The organism is Streptomyces sp. JB150 (assembly GCF_011193355.1).
Classification (GTDB): Bacteria; Actinomycetota; Actinomycetes; order Streptomycetales; family Streptomycetaceae; genus Streptomyces.
Genome location: NZ_CP049780.1, coordinates 4,548,733 through 4,569,227, shown reverse-complemented (window position 1 = coordinate 4,569,227; position 20,495 = coordinate 4,548,733). Strand labels below are relative to the sequence as shown.

The 20,495-nt window shown below is 73.7% G+C and carries 13 protein-coding genes and 1 pseudogene; 4 read left to right on the top strand and 10 right to left on the bottom strand.

Annotated elements, in window-relative coordinates; all coding sequences use genetic code 11:
- Positions 1 to 33: 33 nt before the first annotated feature.
- The 5 genes from G7Z13_RS21380 to G7Z13_RS21360 all read right to left on the bottom strand — a co-directional run bounded on the left by G7Z13_RS21380 (position 34) and on the right by G7Z13_RS21360 (position 10,185).
- Positions 34 to 1,092: a serine/threonine-protein kinase gene (locus G7Z13_RS21380; protein ID WP_166001668.1), complete on the bottom strand. Its 1,059-nt coding sequence runs from the start codon at positions 1,090 to 1,092 to the stop codon at positions 34 to 36.
- Between the two features lie 106 nt (positions 1,093 to 1,198).
- A complete protein-coding gene (locus G7Z13_RS21375; RefSeq protein WP_166005169.1) occupies positions 1,199 to 2,788 on the bottom strand; it encodes a serine/threonine-protein kinase in 1,590 nt (529 codons plus the stop codon).
- A 198-nt stretch (positions 2,789 to 2,986) separates the two neighbouring features.
- On the bottom strand, positions 2,987 to 5,860 hold the full coding sequence (locus tag G7Z13_RS21370; RefSeq protein ID WP_166001666.1) for a protein kinase: 2,874 nt from the start codon (positions 5,858 to 5,860) through the stop codon (positions 2,987 to 2,989).
- Between the two features lie 167 nt (positions 5,861 to 6,027).
- A complete protein-coding gene (locus tag G7Z13_RS21365; protein ID WP_166001664.1) occupies positions 6,028 to 8,052 on the bottom strand; it encodes a serine/threonine-protein kinase in 2,025 nt (674 codons plus the stop codon).
- Positions 8,053 to 8,478: 426 nt separating this feature from the next.
- A complete protein-coding gene (locus G7Z13_RS21360; RefSeq protein WP_166001662.1) occupies positions 8,479 to 10,185 on the bottom strand; it encodes a glycerol-3-phosphate dehydrogenase/oxidase in 1,707 nt (568 codons plus the stop codon).
- A 309-nt stretch (positions 10,186 to 10,494) separates the two neighbouring features.
- Here G7Z13_RS21360 and G7Z13_RS21355 point away from each other — a divergent pair, with 309 nt between their 5' ends.
- Both G7Z13_RS21355 and G7Z13_RS21350 read left to right on the top strand, forming a co-directional pair.
- Complete coding sequence (locus tag G7Z13_RS21355; protein ID WP_166001660.1) at positions 10,495 to 11,703, top strand: nucleotide sugar dehydrogenase; 1,209 nt, start codon at positions 10,495 to 10,497, stop codon at positions 11,701 to 11,703.
- A gap of 120 nt (positions 11,704 to 11,823) precedes the next feature.
- Complete coding sequence (locus tag G7Z13_RS21350; protein ID WP_166001658.1) at positions 11,824 to 12,360, top strand: hypothetical protein; 537 nt, start codon at positions 11,824 to 11,826, stop codon at positions 12,358 to 12,360.
- A gap of 97 nt (positions 12,361 to 12,457) precedes the next feature.
- Here the strand turns inward: G7Z13_RS21350 and G7Z13_RS21345 are convergent, their stop codons facing one another.
- The 4 genes from G7Z13_RS21345 to G7Z13_RS21330 form a co-directional block, all read right to left on the bottom strand.
- Positions 12,458 to 13,582 (bottom strand): GuaB3 family IMP dehydrogenase-related protein, encoded by a 1,125-nt coding sequence (locus G7Z13_RS21345; RefSeq protein ID WP_166001656.1) that lies wholly within the window; start codon positions 13,580 to 13,582, stop codon positions 12,458 to 12,460.
- A 105-nt stretch (positions 13,583 to 13,687) separates the two neighbouring features.
- Positions 13,688 to 15,193 (bottom strand): IMP dehydrogenase, encoded by a 1,506-nt coding sequence (gene guaB, locus G7Z13_RS21340; RefSeq protein WP_166001654.1) that lies wholly within the window; start codon positions 15,191 to 15,193, stop codon positions 13,688 to 13,690.
- Between the two features lie 145 nt (positions 15,194 to 15,338).
- Positions 15,339 to 15,926, bottom strand: coding sequence for a sigma-70 family RNA polymerase sigma factor (locus tag G7Z13_RS21335; RefSeq protein WP_166001652.1), 588 nt, complete (start codon positions 15,924 to 15,926; stop codon positions 15,339 to 15,341).
- Between the two features lie 1,392 nt (positions 15,927 to 17,318).
- Positions 17,319 to 17,930: a response regulator transcription factor gene (locus G7Z13_RS21330; protein WP_003948568.1), complete on the bottom strand. Its 612-nt coding sequence runs from the start codon at positions 17,928 to 17,930 to the stop codon at positions 17,319 to 17,321.
- 378 nt (positions 17,931 to 18,308) lie between these two features.
- Between G7Z13_RS21330 and G7Z13_RS21325 the strand changes: the two genes are divergently transcribed.
- Positions 18,309 to 18,638: a WhiB family transcriptional regulator gene (locus tag G7Z13_RS21325; protein ID WP_166001650.1), complete on the top strand. Its 330-nt coding sequence runs from the start codon at positions 18,309 to 18,311 to the stop codon at positions 18,636 to 18,638.
- A gap of 143 nt (positions 18,639 to 18,781) precedes the next feature.
- On the opposite strand, the gene G7Z13_RS21320 is transcribed toward G7Z13_RS21325, so the two are convergent.
- Positions 18,782 to 19,678 (bottom strand): LysR family transcriptional regulator, encoded by an 897-nt coding sequence (locus G7Z13_RS21320; RefSeq protein WP_166001648.1) that lies wholly within the window; start codon positions 19,676 to 19,678, stop codon positions 18,782 to 18,784.
- A gap of 79 nt (positions 19,679 to 19,757) precedes the next feature.
- Here G7Z13_RS21320 and G7Z13_RS21315 point away from each other — a divergent pair.
- Positions 19,758 to 20,446 (top strand): annotated as a pseudogene (locus G7Z13_RS21315) (MOSC domain-containing protein).
- Positions 20,447 to 20,495: the final 49 nt, after the last annotated feature.

The window sequence follows — 20,495 nt, the reverse complement described above, 5'->3', positions numbered from 1 at the left end:
GAGCGGTCACAGAGCCGTGACCCGCGGTGCGGCTTATCTTCTGTTTATCCCGGACTCGGCGGTGACCGACGACGTGACGGTCGCCGTCACCGTCACGCTCGGCCCCGGACTCACCGGCGGGTCCCCGCCCTCGCCGCCCCCGCCGGTCATCAGCAGCGCCGCCGCCGACACCCCCGCCGCCGCCATCGCGGCCACCAGCAACGCGGTCACCAGCCGGTCGCGCGGCCCGCGCGCCGTCCCGCCGCGGGGCAGCGGCATCCGCCCCGTCTCCCGGAACGCGCGCAGCATCCGCTCCGCCTCCGCCGCGTCCAGCCGCCGCTCGGGGTCGCGCTCCAACAGGCCCTGCACGACCGGCAGCAGGGGCCCCGCCTGCGCGGGCGGCCGGATCTGGTCGTCCACCACGGCGTGCAGGATGCCGCCGAGGGTGTCGCGGTGGAACGGCGAGTGGCCGCTGAGCGCCGTGCACAGCAGCACGCCCAGCGACCACAGGTCCGAGGCCGGTCCGGTGCCGGCGCCGGACATCCGCTCCGGGGCGGTGTACTCGGGGGAGCCGACGAAGGAGCCGGACTCGGTGAGCGTCGTGGCGCCCGGCACCTGGGCGACGCCGAAGTCGGTGAGCACGACCCGGCCGGTGCCGGACTCGATCAGCACGTTGGCGGGCTTGAGATCGCGGTGCAGTACCCCGGCCGCGTGCGCGGTGCGCAGCGCGCCCAGCAGATGGACGCCGATGCGCGCGGCCTCGTACGCGTCGACCGGCCCGTGCCGGGCGATGCGGTCGGCGAGGGAGCCGCCGTCGATCAGCTCCATGACGATGTACGGCCGTTCGTCGTGGACCACGACGTCGTGCACGACGATGACGTGCGGATGGCTCAGTCGCGCCACCGCACGGGCCTCGCGCAGGATGCGGTCGCACTGGCGCCGCGCCTCCTCCGGCGAGAGGGACGCGTCCTGCGCGATCTCCTTTACGGCCACCCGCCGCCGCAGCAGCTGGTCGGTGGCCCGCCAGACGAGGCCCATGCCGCCGCGGCCGAGCAGCGCCTCCAGCCGGTATCGCCCCGCGATGACCCGGCCGTCCGTCCGCTCGGTCCCCATGGGCCCATGATGCCCCAGCCGGAGCCACCGCCTCCGGGGGGAAAGCCGCAGGTTGGCCGACAACCGACGGTCCGTCAGACGCTTTCGGTCAGCGGGCCGCCGCCCATCACCCGTGCGCCGGCCGCCAGCTGCGCAGCACCGTGCCGAACTGCTCCCGCGTGGTCTCCCAGTCGTCCGCCGGGCCGGCCATGTAGATCGCGTACTCGACGCCGTCCCGGCTGAGGTACATGTGGTCGATGGCGCGGCGCGGGCCGACGTAGGGTCCGGGGTCCCGCTCCAGCGCGGTCCACGTGTACTCCCACAGGGAGCCCTGACGGTCCCGGTAGAGCTTGTCCGCCAGCGACACCCGCCGGTACCCGGCGAGCCGCCCGACCTGCTGCTCCAGGTCGAGCTGGTGGTCGCGCGCGTTGTCGAAGTCGGGCGAGAGGTCGACGGCGATGCGCAGCAGGTGCACCCCGCCGTCGGGCGAGTAGTCGATCTGGGTCAGCTCGCCGTCGTCGCTGTAGACGCTCCGCTCCCAGTCGTCGCCGGGCACGGAGAGGCTGAAACCCGCCGGGTCGTCGACGCGTGCCCAGCCGTCGGGCAGGGTCGTCGGGGAGCCGTCGCCGGTGGTCGACGAGGTGGCGGCGCCGGTCCGGATGCCGTCGGCGCCGGTGCCGGCGCCCCAGGTCTGCCAGGCCGCCGCGGTGCCGCCGCCGACGATCGCGGCCACGGCGACGACCAGTGCCAGGGTGCGCAGCCGGCGCCGCCGGGGCGCGGGGGTGCCGGGCCCGGCGGCAGGGGTGGTGGCGGTGGCGTCCGGGCGGGTGTGGGCCCGGGTGTCGGCCGCCGTCGGGCGGGGACCGACGGGGCGGGTCGCCTCGTACGGCGCGATGTGCGGGCGCCGGCCCTCCGCCGCCTCGGCGAGCAGGTGTTCGGCCGCCGCGGAGGCGGGCCGGGCGGCGGGCTCCTTGCGCAGCAGGGCGGCGATGACGGGCGCCAGCGGACCGGCGTGGCCGGGCTCGGCGGGCTCCTCCTCGACGATGGCCTGCATGGTGGACAGCGGCGAGGTGCGGCGGAACGGCGAGCTGCCCTCCACCGCCGTGTAGAGCGTGGCGCCGAGCGCCCACAGGTCGGAGGCGGGGCCGGGGTCGTGGCCGCGGATGCGTTCGGGGGCGAGGAAGTCGACCGAGCCGACGACCTCGCCGGTGCGGGTGATGGTGGTGTCGCCGTCGATCTGCGCGATGCCGAAGTCGGTGAGCAGCACCCGGCCGTCGTGGGCGAGCAGCACGTTGCCGGGTTTGACGTCCCGGTGCAGGACGCCGGCGGTGTGCGCGGCGCGCAGGGCGCGCAGCACCCACAGGCCGATCCGGGCGGCCTCGGCGGGCTCGATCCGGCCGTCCGCCTTGACCGCGTCGGCGAGCGAGCGGCCTTCGACCAGCTCCATCACGATCCACGGACGGCCGTCGTGTTCCAGCACGTCGTGCACGGTGACGACGGCGGAGTGGTTGATCCGTGCCGCCGCGCGCGCCTCGGCGCGGGTGCGGGCCAGCAGCACGGCCCGGTCGCTCTCGGAGACGTAGAGCGCGGCGGTCAGCTCCTTGATGGCGACGGCGCGGTGCAGCACCTCGTCGTGGGCGCGCCACACCCGGCCCATGCCGCCGCTGCCGATGGCGGCGTCGAGCCGGTAGCGGCCCCCGAGGAGCAGGCCCTGCATCTGATTCACGTTTCCCCGCAATGCTCTTGACAGGGTCAGCGTAAGGAGCCGCCCCCGTCCGGGGAACCACGGGGGCGGCACGGAGACCGCACTGTGACGGTTGTCGCTTTCCGTGACGGACGGGAACCGTTCGGCCAACCTCGGGAAACGCGCGGGCCAACGGCGGTCCACGGCGCGCCGACGGTCGTTCAGGTGTGGTCAGCCCGTGACCTGGTAGGTCGCGGCCGCCTGCTCGTACAGCCGGTTCACCTCGTCGCGTTCGGACTCCGGGCCGCGCAGTTGCAGGACGTGATAGCGGCCGTCGACCAGGATCGCCAGGTTGCGCACGAACAGCTCGTCGCCGTCGTCGCCGGTCCAGGTGTACTGCCCCTCCGCCATGGCCCGTTCGCCGACCTGAATGGACCTCAGTCCGGTCGCGGACGCCCAGCTCGACTCGCGGTACGGCCGCAGCTCCGGCTCGCGCTCGCGCTGGTACGCCATCGGGTCGTCGCCGTACTCGTCCGCCGCGTCCCGTCCGGGGACGACGATCAGCTCGAAGTCGCCCTTGCCGTAGACCACCTGGCCGCTGCCGTTCTTCGGGGTGCGGCGCCAGTCCTCGGCCACGGCGACCCGGAAGCCCTCGGGGTCGGTGCGCAGACGGAAGCCGTCGACCGTCTTGGGGCCGGTGGTCTGGGTGTGGGTGGAACCGGCCGATCCGGAGGGCGCGCCGGTGCCGGGGCCGGCCTGGTCGGTGTCGGGCCGGCCGCTCGCGTCGTCCGGCGGGGCGGGCGCCTCGCTCACCTGCCCTGCCGCACCGGTGCGTTCGGCGCCGTCCGTGCCGCCGTTCTCCCCGGCCTTCGGCATGAACAGCATCGCGTACGCGATCGCCGCGCCGAGGCCGAGCAGCACCAGCAGGAGCAGGGCGCGGCCGAGGCTGCGCGGTGAACGCTCCTTCTCCTTGCCCCGCTTGTGCCGTCCCTGGTGCACCGGCAGCCCGGCGCGCCGCCTGCGCACCAGCTCGCCGCGGCGGCGTACGACCGGCAGCCGGCCGGTGCCGGCGGGCGGCGCGGCCACCACGTGCAGCCCGGCCTCCGGCTCGGGCGCCGAGCGCACCAGGGAGCGCAGCCAGCCGCGCAGCTCCTCGAAGTCCAGGCGATCGGTGGGGTCCTGACGCAGCAGCGACTCGACGACCGGGCGCAGCGGTCCGCACTCCTCGGCGTACGCGGGCGGCTCGGCGCACACCATCTGCACCAGCTCCGCCGTCGACTCCTCGGGGTACGGCGCGTGGCCCTGGACGGCGCGGAACAGCAGCGCGCCCAGCGCCCACAGGTCGGTCGCGGGCCCGATGGGCGGTGCCAGCTGCCAGTTCTCGTGCACCGGCCCGGCCTGCTCGGGCGCCCAGCGCTCGGTCACCGGGCCCACCACGGCCATACGGGCCTGCCGGGCCCGCTCGGCGGCGAGCGCGGTCGCCGGTCCCCGGCGGGCGGGCGCTCCCGCCGCGACGTCGTCCCAGCCTCCGCCGGGCTGCTCCGGGCCGCCGCTGGACGGGAGCCCCGTACGGGCGCTCTGCTGGGCGGGCAGGGTCCGGTCGTCGTCCGGCGGGCGGGGGCCGCCGTACTGCGCCGGGACGCCCGGCTGCGGCCTGCCCGAGCCGTAGGCACCGCTCGCCGGGAGGGCGGGCGGGCCCGGCCGGGACGCGGCGGCACCGGGGCGGTGGGGGTCGCCGGGGCGGTGGGGGTGGTCCTGGGAGTGGCCGCCCTCCGCCGGCTGTCCGGGGCGCGGGGACGCGCCGTGCCACGGGGTGGTGGCGCGGACGCCGTACGGGTCGGCTATCCGGCCCGGCGGAGGGGCGTCGGCGGCGCCGTCGCCGGGCGTACGGGGGGCGGCGTCCGGGGCGCCGGAGTAGGGCCGCGGTGCCGGTGCGGACCGGTCGTCGTCGGGGGCGGGGCGGGCGCCGGGAAGAGCGGTGGCGCCGCTGTGCCGGGCTTCCTGCACCCGGGCGGCGGCGCGTGCTCCCGCGCGGTACGCGGCGATCGCCCCGGCCCGCGCGGCCCTGATGTCGTCACCGCTGTCGGGAGTTCTCGCTCCGCGGGGCGTTCCCCTGCCGTCGGTCCGCTCGGTGCCCGGCAGTCCGCCGGCCGCCCGCGCCTCGATCGCGGCCCGCCGCGCGGCCTCGGGATCCGCGCCCGCCAGACCGCCCGCCGGGCCCATGTGCCCGCCCGCGCCGGGGCCGGCGTGCCCGCCTCCGGCAGGGCCCGCGAACGTCCCGCGGGCCGGGCCTGCGTACGCGCCTCCGGCCGGGCCTGGGCTGGATCCGCCGGCCGGGCCTCCGTACGACCCGCCGGCCGGGCCTCCGTACGCGTCCGCGGCGGAGCCGGCGGGCCCGCCACCGGCAGCACCGGCATCGGCGCCCCAGTGGCCGTCCCCGGCGCCCTCGCTCTCGCCCTCCGGGCCGTCCTCGGGCGGCGGCACGGGGTCGTACCCGCACAGCGCCTCCTCCGCCGCGCCGACCGCGAGGCCGGTCAGCACGACGCGGCCGTCGTCGCAGACGAGGACCGTGCGGGCGGTGATGTTGCGGTGCACCCAGCCGTGGGCGTGCAGGACCCGCAGGGCCATCAGGACGTCGGAGGCGACCTCGGCCGCCCGGTAGGGAGTCAGGGGCTTCTCGGCGAGCAGCGCCGCCAGCGGCCGCGCGGGCACCAGCTCGCTGACGATCCACAGCGAGCCGCCCTCGGCGAACACGTCGAAGACCTGGTCGAGTCGCGGATGATCGGGGATGCGGGCCGCGGCCTGCGCGGCCTCCACCGCCCGGCGCACCACCGGGTCCGCGGGCCGCCGCACTCCCCCGCCGGTCCGTCCGGCGGCGGCACCCGGCCGCCGGGTGGAGCGGTCGCGGGCCGTGAAGCCGTCGGGCAGCCCGTCGGCGTCCAGCACCTCCGCCTCCACGACCTCCGGCAACGGCACCTGCCGGACGAGGACTTCCTGTCCGCTGTAGGTGTCGAAGGCGCGGGTCTCGGTGAGTTCGTACGCGTCGGCGGGGGGCAGCGGCAGGCGGTAGCGGTCGGCGAGGACCCGTCCCGCATAGTCGTCCACGTTGCCTCCCCCGGCCGCCCTGCTGTCGGTTCCGTTCGTCCGGTGTCCGGTTCCGGATACACCGGTTCCGGATGCGCACGGTTCGCAAGCACTCACGATACGTGCCGGAGTCAAGCCGTACGGAGGGGATGCGAGATATCAGGTCCGCGAACCGGTCCCGGGGCCGGTCACGCCTTGGGTTCGAAGGTCTTCGTGAAGGTCCGCCAGGTGATTCCGCGCAGCTCGCTGTCCCACTTGGCGGCCTTCGCCGTGTACATCAACGCGTAGCCCTGGTCGTCGTCGACCACGAAACCTCGGTCGATCGTCCGGTACTTGGTGCCGCCGTCGACGTAGGTGAACTCCCAGTCGGCCGTGTTCCAGCCCCGGTAGTCCACCTGCTCTATCCGGATCCGGTCGTACTGCGCGCGGACCATGAAGCGCTCCTGGTTCTTCCAGTCCGCGACCGGGTCGTCCTTGGGCGTGCTGGTCCAGCCGATGAGGAGCTTCTGGCCGTCGGGGCCGGTGAAGCGGTCGCCCGCCGCGTCCGACGACCGGTACTTCCAGCCGTCGGGCAGGCCGATCGAGTAGCCCTGCCCGCCCCGGTGGGTGGACTCGGCGGCGATGTCGTCGTCCTTGCCGGAGCCGCTCGCGGAGTCCTTGCCGGTCTCCTTGCCGGACTCCTTCCCGGAGTCGTCCGCGCCGGCCCCGCCGTCGCTCGCCGTGGCACCCGGCGTGGAGCCGGCCGAGCCGGTCGCCGAGCCGTCGGTGCGCACACCGCCGCTCGGGTCGCCCTTGGTGCCGGCGTCCGCGCTCGCGCCCGCGGAGGCCGTCTTCCCGGCGTCCTGGGACTGGTTGGTGCCGTCGTCGTCGCCGCCGAGCGTCAGGGCCAGGACGACACCGAGCACCGCGACGACCACGGCGACCGCGATGACGACCAGGGTCCGCCGGGGCACGACGTCGGTGAGCGGCGCCCGGGGCACGGGACGCGCGGGCATGTCCGGCGGCGGCGTCATCACGGGCCAGCCCGAACCGCGGCCGGTCGCGGTGGTGTTGCCCGTGCCGGCGTGGCCCGGTGTCCGGGTCGTCGGGCTGGCCGGGCCGGTCGTCGCGGCCGGGGCGGAGGCTCCGGCGGGGGTGCCGGCCGGGGAGCCGGTGCCGGAGCCGGAGGTGCCGCGGTCCGCCGCCGCGACGCCCGTGCCCGCCGCGGCCTTGCGCGCGGAGCGCAGGGCGCCGCGCAGCCGCTCGGCCGCCTCCTCGCCGCGCCTTCCGCCACCGGTGGCCGGGGTGCCCGGCTGGGCCGGCAGCGGGACGACCTTGGTGGCGTCGGCCGGTTCCGGTCCGGCGGTCGCCGGCGCGTTGATGACGGCCTTGAGCATGGCCCGTGCGCCCGCGTCGTCGAGCCGCTGGGCCGGGTCCTTGGTGAGCAGGCCGTAGATGACGTCCCGCAGCGGGCCCGCGTTCTTCGGCTCCTCCAGGGGCTCGGTCATCACCGCGGTGAGCGTGGCGATGGCGGACCCCTTGTCGTACGGCGGAGTGCCCTCCACCGCCGCGTAGAGCAGTCCGCCGAGGGACCACAGGTCGGCGGCGGGGCCGGGCTTGTGGCCCCGGGCGCGCTCCGGGGAGATGTACGAGGGGGCGCCGACGAGCATGCCGGTGGAGGTGATGGACGGGTCGCCCTCGACCTGGGCGATACCGAAGTCGGTGAGCACGACCCGGCCGTCGTCGGCGATGAGCACGTTGGACGGCTTCACGTCGCGGTGCAGGATGCCCTCACGGTGCGCGGAGCGCAGCACGTCGAGGATGGCGAGGCCGACCTCGGCGGCGCGCCGCGGCTCCAGCAGGCCGTCCTCGCGGATCACCTCGGCGAGCGACTTGCCCTCGACCAGCTCCATCACGATCCACGGGCGGTCGTCCTCGTCGACCACGTCGTAGACCGTCACCGCGCTGGTGTTGCGGATCCGCGCGATGGCCTTGGCCTCGCGCAGCGTGCGCGTGATCAGCCGGCGTTTCTCGTCCTCGTCGATGTTCGACGGGAACCGCAGCTCCTTGACGGCGACCGTCCGGCCCAGGGTCTCGTCCACGGCGCGCCAGACCGTGCCCATGCCTCCGCGGCCGAGCACGTCTCCCAGCCGGTACCGACCGGCGAGGAGACGCTCGCTGTTGTCCTGACGAGTCTCCTGACGAGATGTCCCCGCCCGCTCCGCCTCCGACATGCGTCCCCTCATGCAACCCGCCCTGACAGAGGCTCCATTGTCCCTCACCCGACAAGTGCCCGACGCCCAGGGTGGCTCACGGCGTCGCTCACCGCGGGGTTCTGTCCCCGCACCCGTAGAACGAGACGGTTCCGAACAGAGATCCCGATTCGTGACACTCGTTCGGGTGAAACAGTAGCCGCGCGGCGGGGAAACGTCCGGGATACGCCGACTTGAGGCCCCCTCAGATGCCGTTCGTCGCACGGCGAACGCCGGGGGCCACAGCGGCGCGAGGCCCTCACGTGGACCATAACGACTCGACATCCGACGCGGACCACGACGACGCGGCATCCTCCGGCGCGCGCCACACCGGCACGCACCCCGCCGCCCGCCCGCACCGGCACAGATCCGCCGCCCGCTGCACCGGAACGAACTCTGTCGCGCCCCCTACAGCGGCACGATGTCCGGCGCCCCCAGGCGCGCCGCGTCCGCCGTCAGGTCGTCCGGCTGGCGCTGCGACTCGCGTTCGGCCTCGACCCGCTTCTCGTAGTGCTGGACCTCGCGTTCGATCTGGTCCTTGCCCCAGCCCAGCACGGGGGCCATCAGCGCGGCGGCCTCGCGGGCGCAGCGGGTGCCGCGGTCGAAGGTCTCGATGGAGATGCGGGTGCGCCGGGTCAGGACGTCGTCCAGGTGCCGGGCGCCCTCGTGGGAGGCGGCGTAGACGACCTCCGCGCGCAGATAGTCCTCGGCGCCGGGCAGCGGCTCGCCCAGCGAGGAGTCACCGGCGATGAGGTCGAACACCTCCTCGGCCAGGGAGCCGTACCGGTTCAACAGGTGTTCCACGCGTACGACATGGAGCCCGGTGCGCTGGGCGATGCGCGCCCGCGCGTTCCACAGCGCGCGGTAGCCCTCCGCGCCGAGCAGCGGGATGTCCTCGGTGACGCACTCGGCGACCCGCAGGTCGAGTCCGTGCACCGCCTCGTCGACCGCGTCCTTGGCCATGACCCGGTACGTCGTGTACTTGCCGCCCGCCACCACGACCAGGCCGGGCACCGGGTGGGCGACGGTGTGCTCGCGCGAGAGCTTGCTGGTGGCGTCGGACTCGCCGGCCAGCAGCGGGCGCAGGCCCGCGTAGACGCCCTCCACGTCGTCGCGGGTGAGGGGCACCGCGAGGACGGAGTTGACGTGTTCGAGCAGGTAGTCGATGTCGGCGCTGGAGGCGGCGGGGTGGGCCTTGTCGAGGTCCCAGTCGGTGTCGGTGGTGCCGACGATCCAGTGCCGCCCCCAGGGGATGACGAACAGCACGGACTTCTCGGTGCGCAGGATCAGCCCGGTGGTGGAGTGGATGCGGTCCTTGGGCACGACGAGGTGGATGCCCTTGGAAGCGCGGACGTGGAACCGGCCGCGCTCCCCCACCATCGCCTGGGTGTCGTCGGTCCACACCCCGGTGGCGTTGACGATCTGCTTGGCGCGGATTTCGTACTCCCCGCCCGCCTCGACGTCCTGCACGCGCGCGCCGACGACCCGTTCGCCCTCGCGCAGGAAGCCGGTGACCCGCGCGCGGTTGGCGGCCTTCGCGCCGTAGGCCACCGCGGTGCGCACCAGGGTGGCCACGAAGCGGGCGTCGTCCATCTGCGCGTCGTAGTACTGGAGCGCGCCGACGAGCGCGTCCTTCTTCAGGCAGGGCGCCACGCGCAGGGCGTGACGGCGGCTCAGGTGCCGGTGCACGGGCAGGCCGCGGCCGTGCCCGCGGGCCATGGACATCGCGTCGTAGAGCGCGACGCCCGACCCGGCGTACAGCCGCTCCCAGCCCTTGTGCTGGAGGGGATAGAGGAACGGGACCGGTTTGACCAGGTGCGGGGCGAGCCGCTCCAGCAGCAGGCCGCGCTCCTTCAGTGCCTCGCGCACGAGTGCGAAGTCGAGCATCTCCAGATAGCGCAGTCCGCCGTGGATCAGCTTGCTGGACCGGCTCGACGTGCCCGACGCCCAGTCGCGGGCCTCGACCAGACCGGTGGACAGACCGCGGGTGACGGCGTCCAGCGCCGTGCCCGCGCCCACCACCCCACCGCCCACGACCAGCAGGTCCAGCTCGTGCTCGGCCATCGATGCCAGCGACTCGGCGCGCTGCGCCGGCCCCAGGGTCCCTGTCCTCACCGCTGCCTCCCGCTCATCGCGTCGCGTCGGCCGCACCCGTGGGCGCACCCGTTCCGGTATGCCCTCACGTATGCCTCTGCCCGAATTCTGACCGGGATGCCCGGCTTCAGCCACCACGCGGCCACAGCCTGTGGACAACGCTCACGGAAACGCCCACGGGGACGCTCACCGAAACACCCGCCGAAACTCGGCCACCCAATACCGCAAATCGGTCATATTTACTCCTAGTCTGACATTGCGCTCGCTCGTTCTGTCCACAGGGCTTGCGCACCTGTCCCGCTTCGGTTACTGGGAAGGACGGCCCACGCCATGCCCGCAGATCTCGCCGTCATCGGACTCGGCCCGCTCGGCCTTCCGCTGGCTCAGGCCGCCGTCGCCGCCGGCATCCCCACCGTCGGCTACCGGACCGGCCCGGAGCCCGGCTCGCTCAGCCCCGCCGAACTGCGCCGGATGCTCTCGGGGGGCTTCCGGCACGCCGTCGGCCCCGCCGAACTCGGCCGGGTGCGCACCGCGGTCATCTGCCCGCCCACCCCGCGCGCCGCGGACGGCGGGCTCGACCTGAGCCAGGTGGAGACGGCCGCCCGCACCCTGGCGCCGCGGCTGCGCCCGCACACCACGGTCATCCTGGAGTCACCCGTGCACCCGGGCACCACGGAGGAGTTCCTGCGCCCCCTGCTGGAGGAGGGTTCCGGGCTCCGCGCGGGCCGCGACTTCCACCTGGCCTACTCCCCCAGCCGGGTCGACCCCGGCAACCGCGCCTTCACCCCCGCCAACACCCCCAAGGTGATCGGCGGCCTCACCCCTGCGTGCACCGAGTCGGCCGCCGCCTTCTACGGCCGGCTCACCGACAAGGTGGTCCGCGCGCGCGGGACCCGCGAGGCGGAGGCGGTCCAGCTGCTGGAGGCCAACTACCGGCACGTCAACATCGCCCTGGTCAACGAGATGGCCGTGCTCTGTCACGACCTCGGCGTCGACCTGTGGGACGTCATCCGCTGCGCGGAGACCAAACCGTTCGGCTTCCAGGCCTTCCGCCCCGGCCCCGGCGTCGGCGGCCACGCCGTCCCCCAGGACCTCATCGGGCAGGCGGGGCGCGGCCTGCGCATGGTGGAGCTGGCCCGGCAGGTCAACGAGCAGATGCCGCGCTACGTCGTCCAGCGCGCCGCCGCCCTCCTCAACGAGCACGGCAAGTCGGCGCGCGGCGCGCGCGTGCTGCTGCTCGGCGTGACCTACAAGCCCGACCTCGGTGACCAGCAGGGCACCCCCGCGCGGGAGATCGCCGTACGGCTGATGGAGCTGGGCGCGTCCGTCAGCTACCACGACCCCCTCGTGCCGTCCTGGAGCGTCCTGGACCGTCCGGTGCCCCGCGCGGACACCCTCTACGAGGCGGCGGCCGACGCCGACCTCACGATCCTCCTCCAGCACCACCGCACCTACGACCTGCAGGGCCTGTCCGTGAAGGCGCAGCTCCTGCTGGACACCCGCGGGGCGACCCCGACGGGCGCCGCGCACCGGCTCTGAGGGCCGTGCGGGCAAGAATTCACTGGTGGCCGGAACGGGTGCGCCTGTTACCCTTCGGCGTCCCCGTCGGACAGCTGTACGGGGCCGCTCGCAGACCCGTCCCGTGGGGGGATTCCTGTCATGACCCAGTCAGTTCCGCCGCAGCCTCAGCAGCCGGCCGACGGCAACCCGTTCGCCGCCCAGCAGCCGGGCGGCGGCAACCCGTTCGCCCAGCAGCCCGGTGCCGTGCCCCCGGCGCCCGTCGGCGCGGGCCGCGGCGGCAACGTCGTCCTCGGCTTGGTCACCGCCGTCCTCGTGGCCCTGGTCACGGCCGGAATCTACGGCGCCATCGTCGGCGCCACCGAGTACGAGATCGGCTACGCCGCCATCGGCGTCGGCTTCCTCGTCGGCTTCGCCGCGGGCAAGGTCGGCGGCGGGAACCCGGTGCTGCCCGTGGTCAGCGCGCTGCTCTCGCTCGGCGCGGTCTACGTCGGCCAGCTCATCGGCGTCGGCGTGATCGCCGCCGACATCGCCGGCGTCTCCGCCACCGAGATGTGCACCGAGCACTTCGCCGTCATCACGGAGGCCTGGAAGGAGTCGGCCGACGCCATGACCTTCCTGTTCTTCGCGATCGGCGCCTTCGCGGCGTTCTCCGGCGCGAAGAAGGCCGCCGTCTGAGCCACCCGCGGCACGCGGAAGGGCCCGTCCACGCCGGTGGACGGGCCCTTCCGCGTACCGCGAAGCCCTTCGGGCAGCGGCGGCAACGGCAGCGGTACTAGCGGCTGTGCTGCGAGTCCGCGACCGTGACCTCGACCCGCTGGAACTCCTTCAGCTCGCTGTAGCCGGTGGTGGCCATGGCGCGGCGCAGGGCCCCGAAGAAGTTCATCGAGCCGTCCGGGGTGTGGGACGGACCGGTGAGGATCTCCTCGATGGTGCCGACCGTGCCGAGGCCGACCTTCTTGCCGCGCGGCAGCTCCTCGTTGACCGCCTCCATGCCCCAGTGGTGGCCGCGGCCGGGCGCGTCGGTGGCGCGGGCCAGCGGGGAGCCCATCATGACCGCGTCGGCGCCGCAGGCGATCGCCTTGGGCAGGTCGCCGGACCAGCCGACGCCGCCGTCCGCGATCACGTGCACGTACCGGCCGCCGGACTCGTCCATGTAGTCCCGGCGGGCCGCCGCCACGTCCGCCACGGCGGTCGCCATCGGCACCTGGATGCCCAGCACGTTGCGCGTGGTGTGCGCGGCGCCGCCGCCGAAGCCGACCAGCACGCCCGCCGCGCCCGTGCGCATCAGGTGCAGGGCGGCGGTGTACGTGGCGCAGCCGCCGACGATCACCGGGACGTCCAGCTCGTAGATGAACTGCTTCAGGTTCAGCGGCTCGTGCGAGGACGACACGTGCTCCGCCGACACCGTGGTGCCGCGGATGACGAAGATGTCCACGCCCGCGTCCACCACGGCCTTGGAGAACTGGGCGGTGCGCTGCGGGGAGAGCGCGGCCGCGGTGACCACGCCCGAGTCGCGCACCTCCTTGATGCGCTGCCCGATCAGCTCCTCCTTGATCGGCGCGGCGTAGATCTCCTGGAGGCGGCGGGTCGCCGTCTCGGCGTCCAGGCCGACGATCTCGTCCAGCAGCGGCTGCGGGTCCTCGTACCGCGTCCACAGGCCCTCGAGGTTGAGCACGCCGAGGCCGCCCAGCTCGCCGATCCGGATGGCCGTGGCCGGCGAGACGACCGAGTCCATGGGGGCCGCCAGGAAGGGCAGCTCGAAGCGGTAGGCGTCGATCTGCCAGGCGATCGAGACCTCCTTCGGGTCCCGCGTACGGCGGCTGGGGACGACGGCGATGTCGTCGAAGGCGTACGCCCGGCGGCCGCGCTTGCCGCGCCCGATCTCGATCTCAGTCACGTGTGTGGCCTTTCCCTGATGCGTTTCAGCGCCTTCCAGTATCCCCGACCGGTACGACAAGGGCGGCCCCGGAGCTTCCGGAGCCGCCCTGACGAGCCTGGGGAACTACTTGCGGCTGTAGTTCGGCGCCTCGACCGTCATCTGGATGTCGTGCGGGTGGCTCTCCTTGAGGCCCGCCGAGGTGATCCGCACGAACCGGCCGCGTTCCTGCAGCTCGGGCACGGTCTTGCCGCCGACGTAGAACATCGACTGGCGCAGGCCGCCCACCAGCTGGTGGACGACGGAGGACAGCGGGCCGCGGTAGGGCACCTGGCCCTCGATGCCCTCGGGGATCAGCTGCTCGTCGGAGGCGACGCCCTCCTGGAAGTAGCGGTCCTTGGAGAACGACTTGCGGTCGCCGCGGGACTGCATGGCGCCCAGCGAGCCCATGCCGCGGTACGACTTGAACTGCTTGCCGTTGATGAACAGCAGCTCGCCCGGGGACTCCTCGCAGCCCGCGAGCAGCGAGCCGAGCATCACCGTGTCGGCGCCCGCGACCAGGGCCTTGGCGATGTCGCCGGAGTACTGCAGGCCGCCGTCGCCGATGACCGGGACACCGGCCGCGCGGGCCGCCTGCGCGGCCTCGTAGATCGCGGTGACCTGCGGGACGCCGACGCCGGCGACCACGCGGGTGGTGCAGATCGAGCCGGGGCCGACACCGACCTTGATGCCGTCCGCGCCCGCGTCGACCAGGGCCTGGGCGCCGTCCCGCGTGGCGACGTTGCCGCCGATGACGTCGACGCCGGAGGAGTTCGACTTGATCTTGGCGATCATGTCGCCGACCAGGCGGGAGTGGCCGTGCGCGGTGTCGACGACGATGAAGTCGACGCCCGCCTCGATCAGCGCCTGGGCGCGCTCGAACGCGTCACCGGCGACACCGACCGCGGCACCGACGATGAGCCGGCCCTCGGCGTCCTTGGCGGCGTTCGGGTACTTCTCCGCCTTGACGAAGTCCTTGACCGTGATCAGGCCCTTGAGGACACCCTCGTCGTCGACCAGCGGCAGCTTCTCGATCTTGTGCTTGCGCAGCAGCTCGACGGCGTCCGGGCCGGAGATGCCGACCTTGCCGGTGACCAGCGGCATCGGCGTCATGACCTCGCGCACCCGGCGGGTGCGGTCGGTCTCGAAGGCCATGTCGCGGTTGGTGACGATGCCCAGCAGCTTCTTGTCGCCGTCGGTGACCGGGACACCGCTGATGCGGAACCGCGCGCACAGCGCGTCCGCCTCGGCGAGCGTGGCGTCCGGGTGGATGGTGATCGGGTCGGTCACCATGCCGGACTCGGAGCGCTTCACCAGGTCGACCTGGTTGGCCTGGTCCTCGATGGACAGGTTGCGGTGCAGCACGCCGACGCCGCCCTGGCGGGCCATCGCGATGGCCATCCGGGACTCGGTGACCTTGTCCATGGCGGCGGACAGCAGCGGGATGTTCACCCGCACGTTCTTGGAGACGTACGAGGCGGTGTCGATCTCGTCGGGTGCCATGTCCGACGGGCCCGGCAGCAGCAGCACGTCGTCGTAGGTCAGCCCGAGTGTCGCGAATTTTCCGGGCACTCCGTCGACGTTGGCAGTCATGACACCTTCCCCAAATGGCCTTGATCGGTGCGGATGTCCATGCTAACGGGAGATGAACCCGTCTCATTCCACGGTACGGGCCGGCCCAGGGCTTCATATGTTCGTACGAAAATGAGGTCCGGGCGGTTCAACAGGCGGCCGGTGCTTACTGCTCGGCGAGCGCGCGCAGCCGGCTCAGGGCGCGGTGCTGGGCCACCCGGACGGCCCCGGGTGACATTCCCAACATCTGGCCGGTCTCCTCTGCCGTGAGCCCCACGGCGATCCGCAGCAGCAGCAGCTCGCGCTGGTTCTCGGGGAGGTTCGCGAGCAGTTTCTTGGCCCATTCCGCGTCGCTGCTGAGCAGCGCGCGCTCCTCCGGGCCGAGGGAGTCGTCCGGCCGCTCCGGCATCTCGTCGGAGGGCACCGCCGTCGATCCCGGGTGGCGCATCGCGGCCCGCTGCAGGTCGGCGACCTTGTGCGCGGCGATCGCGAAGACGAACGCCTCGAAGGGGCGGCCGGTGTCCTTGTAGCGCGGCAGCGCGAGGAGGACGGCGACGCAGACCTCCTGCGCCAGGTCCTCCACGAAGTGCCGGGCGTCGCCGGGCAGCCGGGACAGCCGGGTGCGGCAGTAGCGCAGCGCGAGCGGGTGGACATGGGCGAGCAGATCATGCGTGGCCTGCTCGTCCCCGTCGACGGCGCGATGAACGAGCGCGCCGATCGCCCCGGGGGCCGTGACCGCCTCGTCGTCGCGCATCGGTCCATCGTGCCCTGCGGCCGCACTCCGCGCGGCACCGCGTCCGTTGTTGTGCACCGAAGCGTTATGAGCAGGTGCGCCGGAACTCATCCCCTGCGCCCTCCCCTTCCGCTCGACCGACTCGTCCCCGAGGAACTCCACACCTCAAGGATGCGGCATCCGCGCCGAAACGAGCAGCGGGCGTCCGCGCCCGGCCCCCAAACACCGGCCCGCACACCACGCGGCCAGCGGTTTCCCCCGCCGTGTCCGCCACCCCGGCCGGGGCGCCCGGCGCGCCGCGCCGCCATCACCCGGACCACACGGACGAAGGAGCGCTCCACACGGCCGCGGTGGCGCTCCGGCCGGGCCGCACAAGGTGCCGGCCCCGCGGCCGCCCCGTCCCGCGACCGCCCCTCGCGGCCTACGCCAAGGGCGGCGCGTCGCACGCCGCCCTTCGCGTGTCCCGTACGACCGTCACGGCACCCGGCGCGGACACCGGGACGGAGACGGACCGTGACGCACGCGTCGCGATCGCCCCCTGACAGAACACCGACGACCGCACGGACGGACTCCGGCCCCAGACCGACAGCGGACTCCGGCCCCAGACCGACAGCGGGCCCCGGCCCCAGACCGACGACGGGCCCCGGCGCCCGGCGGATGGCGGGCGCCGGCAGTCGACGGGTCGCCGGCCCGGCACGCCGATCCGCCGCGCCACGGGCCCGAGCGCGGGCGCAGGGGGAGGTGGTCCCCATCGCGTCGACTCCCTCCTCCGCCTCGCGTGACACGCGGGGGATAGTTCCGCGCCGTACGGAGCGCCCGCAGATCCCCGCGGCACGCCGTTGGAGGCGCCGACGACCGGGCGACCGGCCGCCCTGGATGAAACCGACGCGAGCCCGCCCCGATCGGACCGTCCCGCGCTCACCGGCCGGGACGGGTCCGGAGGCCACTCACCAGACCCGATCAAGAAAAACGGCCCCGCCCGGCCCAGCCGAGACTCCCCCGGCCAGGACCAGCCCGCGAAACCCCCGACTAGGGCCAGCGTGCGACTTCCCGACTCGGACCGGTTCCGGGACCTCCACGGTTCGGACCGTTTCGGACTTTCCCGTCCCCCGCTCCGGCCGAGCGGCGATCCGCCCGGACCGACCGGGGAACTACCTCGCTGGGAACCAGGTCAGGGCTCCGCGACTGGGACCGGGCCGGGTTTCCCCACACCGACCCGCCCATGGAGCGCTGGGTCCGAGCGCCGACCGGCCCACGACGAGTCCCGCTCGGGCCGAGCGACGAGCTTGCTCGCATGGGCCACTCCGCTCGGGCCCCCGGAGCACCCTCGTTCGGAGCGCCCCCGCGCGATGCGGTTCCGGGACGCTCCGGATAGGAGCGGTCCAGAAGCGTCCTCGCCCGCAGTGGCGCGGGTCAGCGCACCAGGCCCCAGCGGAAGCCGAGGGCCACCGCGTGGGCGCGGTCCGAGGCGCCGAGCTTCTTGAACAGGCGCCGGGCGTGGGTCTTGACGGTGTCCTCGGAGAGGAACAGCTCGCGGCCGATCTCGGCGTTGGAGCGGCCGTGGCTCATGCCCTCCAGGACCTGGATCTCCCGCGCGGTGAGCGTCGGCGCGGCGCCCATCTCGGCGGAGCGCAGCCGCCGGGGCGCCAGCCGCCAGGTCGGGTCGGCGAGCGCCTGGGTGACGGTCGCGCGCAGCTCGGCGCGCGAGGCGTCCTTGTGCAGATAGCCGCGGGCGCCGGCGGCGACCGCGAGGGCCACGCCGTCCAGGTCCTCGGCGACGGTGAGCATGATGATGCGCGCACCGGGGTCGGCGGACAGCAGCCGCCGCACGGTCTCGACGCCGCCCAGTCCGGGCATGCGTACGTCCATCAGGATCAGGTCCGAGCGGTCGGCGCCCCAGCGGCGGAGGACTTCCTCGCCGTTGGCCGCGGTCGTCACGCGCTCCACGCCGGGCACGGTCGCGACCGCGCGGCGAAGCGCCTCTCGGGCAAGCGGGGAGTCGTCGCAGACGAGGACGGAAGTCATGGCCGTCCTCCGCAGCTGATGCGCGTCACCTTGAGCCTCCAGGCTGGTACGGAATGTCACCTGTGCGGTCGACCGTCTCGGACGCCTGCCCGAGGCCTTGCGTTGTCGACCGCCTCCGCCCTCTCAACGATGGTCACTCGAAAGAGTTACGGGGCCGTGTGCCATCTTCGGCACTCTACGTGAGGGCGCGGACACGGTGCAGACACGCACGGCAGACTCTCAAGCTTTCATCACAACCATGCCCCATTTAGCCCCATTTCTTCCCATCTGCTGGCTTCTGAGGCTAGATTCGCAATGAGTCATATTTTCATCTCCTTAGATCGTAGATGTACGGTCGTGGGCACCGTATCCGCACAGACGGCTGCAAGGGGTCACGCAATGGCAGATTTCTCCCGCCTTCCCGGACCGAACGCGGACCTGTGGGACTGGCAGCTGCTGGCTGCCTGTCGCGGGGTGGACAGCTCGCTCTTCTTCCATCCGGAGGGCGAGCGTGGGGCGGCGCGGAGCGCTCGCGAGAACTCGGCCAAAGAGGTCTGCATGAGGTGCCCGGTCCGCGCGCAGTGCGCGGCCCACGCGCTGGCGGTGCGGGAACCGTACGGCGTGTGGGGCGGGTTGACCGAGGACGAGCGCGAAGAGCTGATGGGGCGGGCGCGCCACCGGCTGGTGTCGGCGTCGACCGCCGGCGAGACCACCGCTTCGAACAATTGAAGGAACGTTTCTGCACAGAGCGGCGACGTTCACGGATCACGACACCGGAGGGGCACGCGGACGCGTGCCCTTGCTCGTGCTCAAGGTCATGAGCGGGGAGGCCGCTCACTCGTGAGCGGGGGAAGCCCGCCCGCGGGGAGGCGTCAGCGCGCCGCCGCCCGCCCCAGTTGGTCCAGCGTCGCGGCCACGGCGGGCACCTGCGCCAGGTCCGGCAGGGTCAGCGCGACGACCTCGCGGCGCACCGCCGGCTCCAGCGTCACCGTCCGCGCGCCCCTGGGCCGTACCGACTCGATCGCGAGCTGGGGCAGCACGGCCACGCCGAGACCCGCGCCCACCAGTCCCACCACCGCCGGGTAGTCGTCGGTGGCGAAGTCGATGCGCGGGGTGAAGCCGGCGCTCTCGCACACCTCCACCAACTGGCCGCGGCAGCGCGGGCAGCCGGCGATCCACGGTTCGTCGGCGAGTTCGGCGATGGGCACGGAGGCCGCGCCGGCGAGCCGGTGCCGTTCGGGGACCAGGCCGACCAGCGGGTCGGTGAGCAGCGGCCGTACGACCAGGTCGTCCCACTCCTCGGCGCCGGCCGCCCCCTCGTACCGGAAGGCCAGCGCGATGTCGCAGTCGCCCTCGCGCAGCAGCTGCACGGACCGCGGCGGCTCGGCCTCCTCCAGGGAGACCCGGGTGCCGGGGTGGGCGGCGCGCAGGGCGGCGAGGGCGGTGGGGACCAGGGTGGAACTGCCGCTCGGGAAGGACACCAGCCGCACGCGTCCCGCGCGCAGGCCGGCGATGGCGGCGACCTCCTCCTCCGCGGCGGTGAGCCCGGCGAGGATCCCGGCGGCGTGCCGCACCAGCGCCTCACCGGCCTGGGTCAGCCGCATCTCGCGGCCGCTGCGCACCAGCAGCGGGGTGCCGACGGAGGTTTCCAGGGCCTTCATCTGCTGGCTGACGGCGGGCTGGGTGCAGCCTAGTTCGCGCCCCGCGGCGGAGAAGGAGCCGGTGGCGGCGACGGCGCGCAGCACGCGCAGATGACGAGCCTCGATCACCCCTCCAGCATAAGTGATTCTTGGACACGGCGACGAATAATGCGTCGACACTTTGACCACCGGGGTCTAGCGTGCCGCCATGAGGCTTCTGTCAGTGAACCTGGGCCGGCCGCGGACGGTGTCGTACTCGAATCATCCGGACGGTGTGACCGGCATCGACAAGCGGCCGGTGGACGGGCCGGTGCGGGTGGCGGCGCCGGGGTCCGCGGGCATGGGGGCGAGCGGACTCGCCGGGGACGCGGTCTGTCACACCGTCCACCACGGCGGCAGCGACCAGGCGGTCTACGCGGTGGCCCGCGAGGACCTCGACGCGTGGGAGCGCGAGCTGGGCCGGACACTCGGCAACGGCTCGTGGAGAACCTGACGACCTCGGGGATCGATGTCTCCGGCGCGCGGATCGGGGAGCGCTGGCGCATCGGCTCCCGGGTGGTCCTGGAGATCACCTCCGCGCGGATCCCCTGCCGCACCTTCCAGGGCCATCTGGGTGAGAGCGGCTGGGTGAGGCGGTTCACGCGGCGCGCGGCGCCCGGCGCGTATCTGCGGGTGATCGAGGCGGGCGAGATCCGCGCGGGGGACGCGGTCGAGATCGTCCACCGTCCGGACCACGACGTGACGGTCGCCCTCCAGTTCCGCGCGGTCACCACCGAGCGGGAGCTGCTGCCGCGGCTGCTCGCGGCGGGTGAGGCGCTGCATCCGGAGGCGCTGGAGAGGGCCCGGACGTATGCCCGGACGTATGCCGCGAAAGACATGCCGGACAACGGATCCTGAACGGTCGTCACGAGAACGGACGCCGTGCGTCCGGGTCACTACCCTTGGC

Bases quoted from the DNA above. Each gene is read 5' to 3' on its own strand.
- G7Z13_RS21380 (WP_166001668.1), bottom strand. From the start codon at position 1,092: ATGGGGACCGAGCGGACGGACGGCCGGGTCATCGCGGGGCGATACCGG.
- G7Z13_RS21375 (WP_166005169.1), bottom strand. From the start codon at position 2,788: ATGCAGGGCCTGCTCCTCGGGGGCCGCTACCGGCTCGACGCCGCCATC.
- G7Z13_RS21365 (WP_166001664.1), bottom strand. From the start codon at position 8,052: ATGTCGGAGGCGGAGCGGGCGGGGACATCTCGTCAGGAGACTCGTCAG.
- G7Z13_RS21355 (WP_166001660.1), top strand. From the start codon at position 10,495: ATGCCCGCAGATCTCGCCGTCATCGGACTCGGCCCGCTCGGCCTTCCG.
- G7Z13_RS21350 (WP_166001658.1), top strand. From the start codon at position 11,824: ATGACCCAGTCAGTTCCGCCGCAGCCTCAGCAGCCGGCCGACGGCAAC.
- guaB (WP_166001654.1), bottom strand. From the start codon at position 15,193: ATGACTGCCAACGTCGACGGAGTGCCCGGAAAATTCGCGACACTCGGG.
- G7Z13_RS21335 (WP_166001652.1), bottom strand. From the start codon at position 15,926: ATGCGCGACGACGAGGCGGTCACGGCCCCCGGGGCGATCGGCGCGCTC.
- G7Z13_RS21330 (WP_003948568.1), bottom strand. From the start codon at position 17,930: ATGACTTCCGTCCTCGTCTGCGACGACTCCCCGCTTGCCCGAGAGGCG.
- G7Z13_RS21325 (WP_166001650.1), top strand. From the start codon at position 18,309: ATGGCAGATTTCTCCCGCCTTCCCGGACCGAACGCGGACCTGTGGGAC.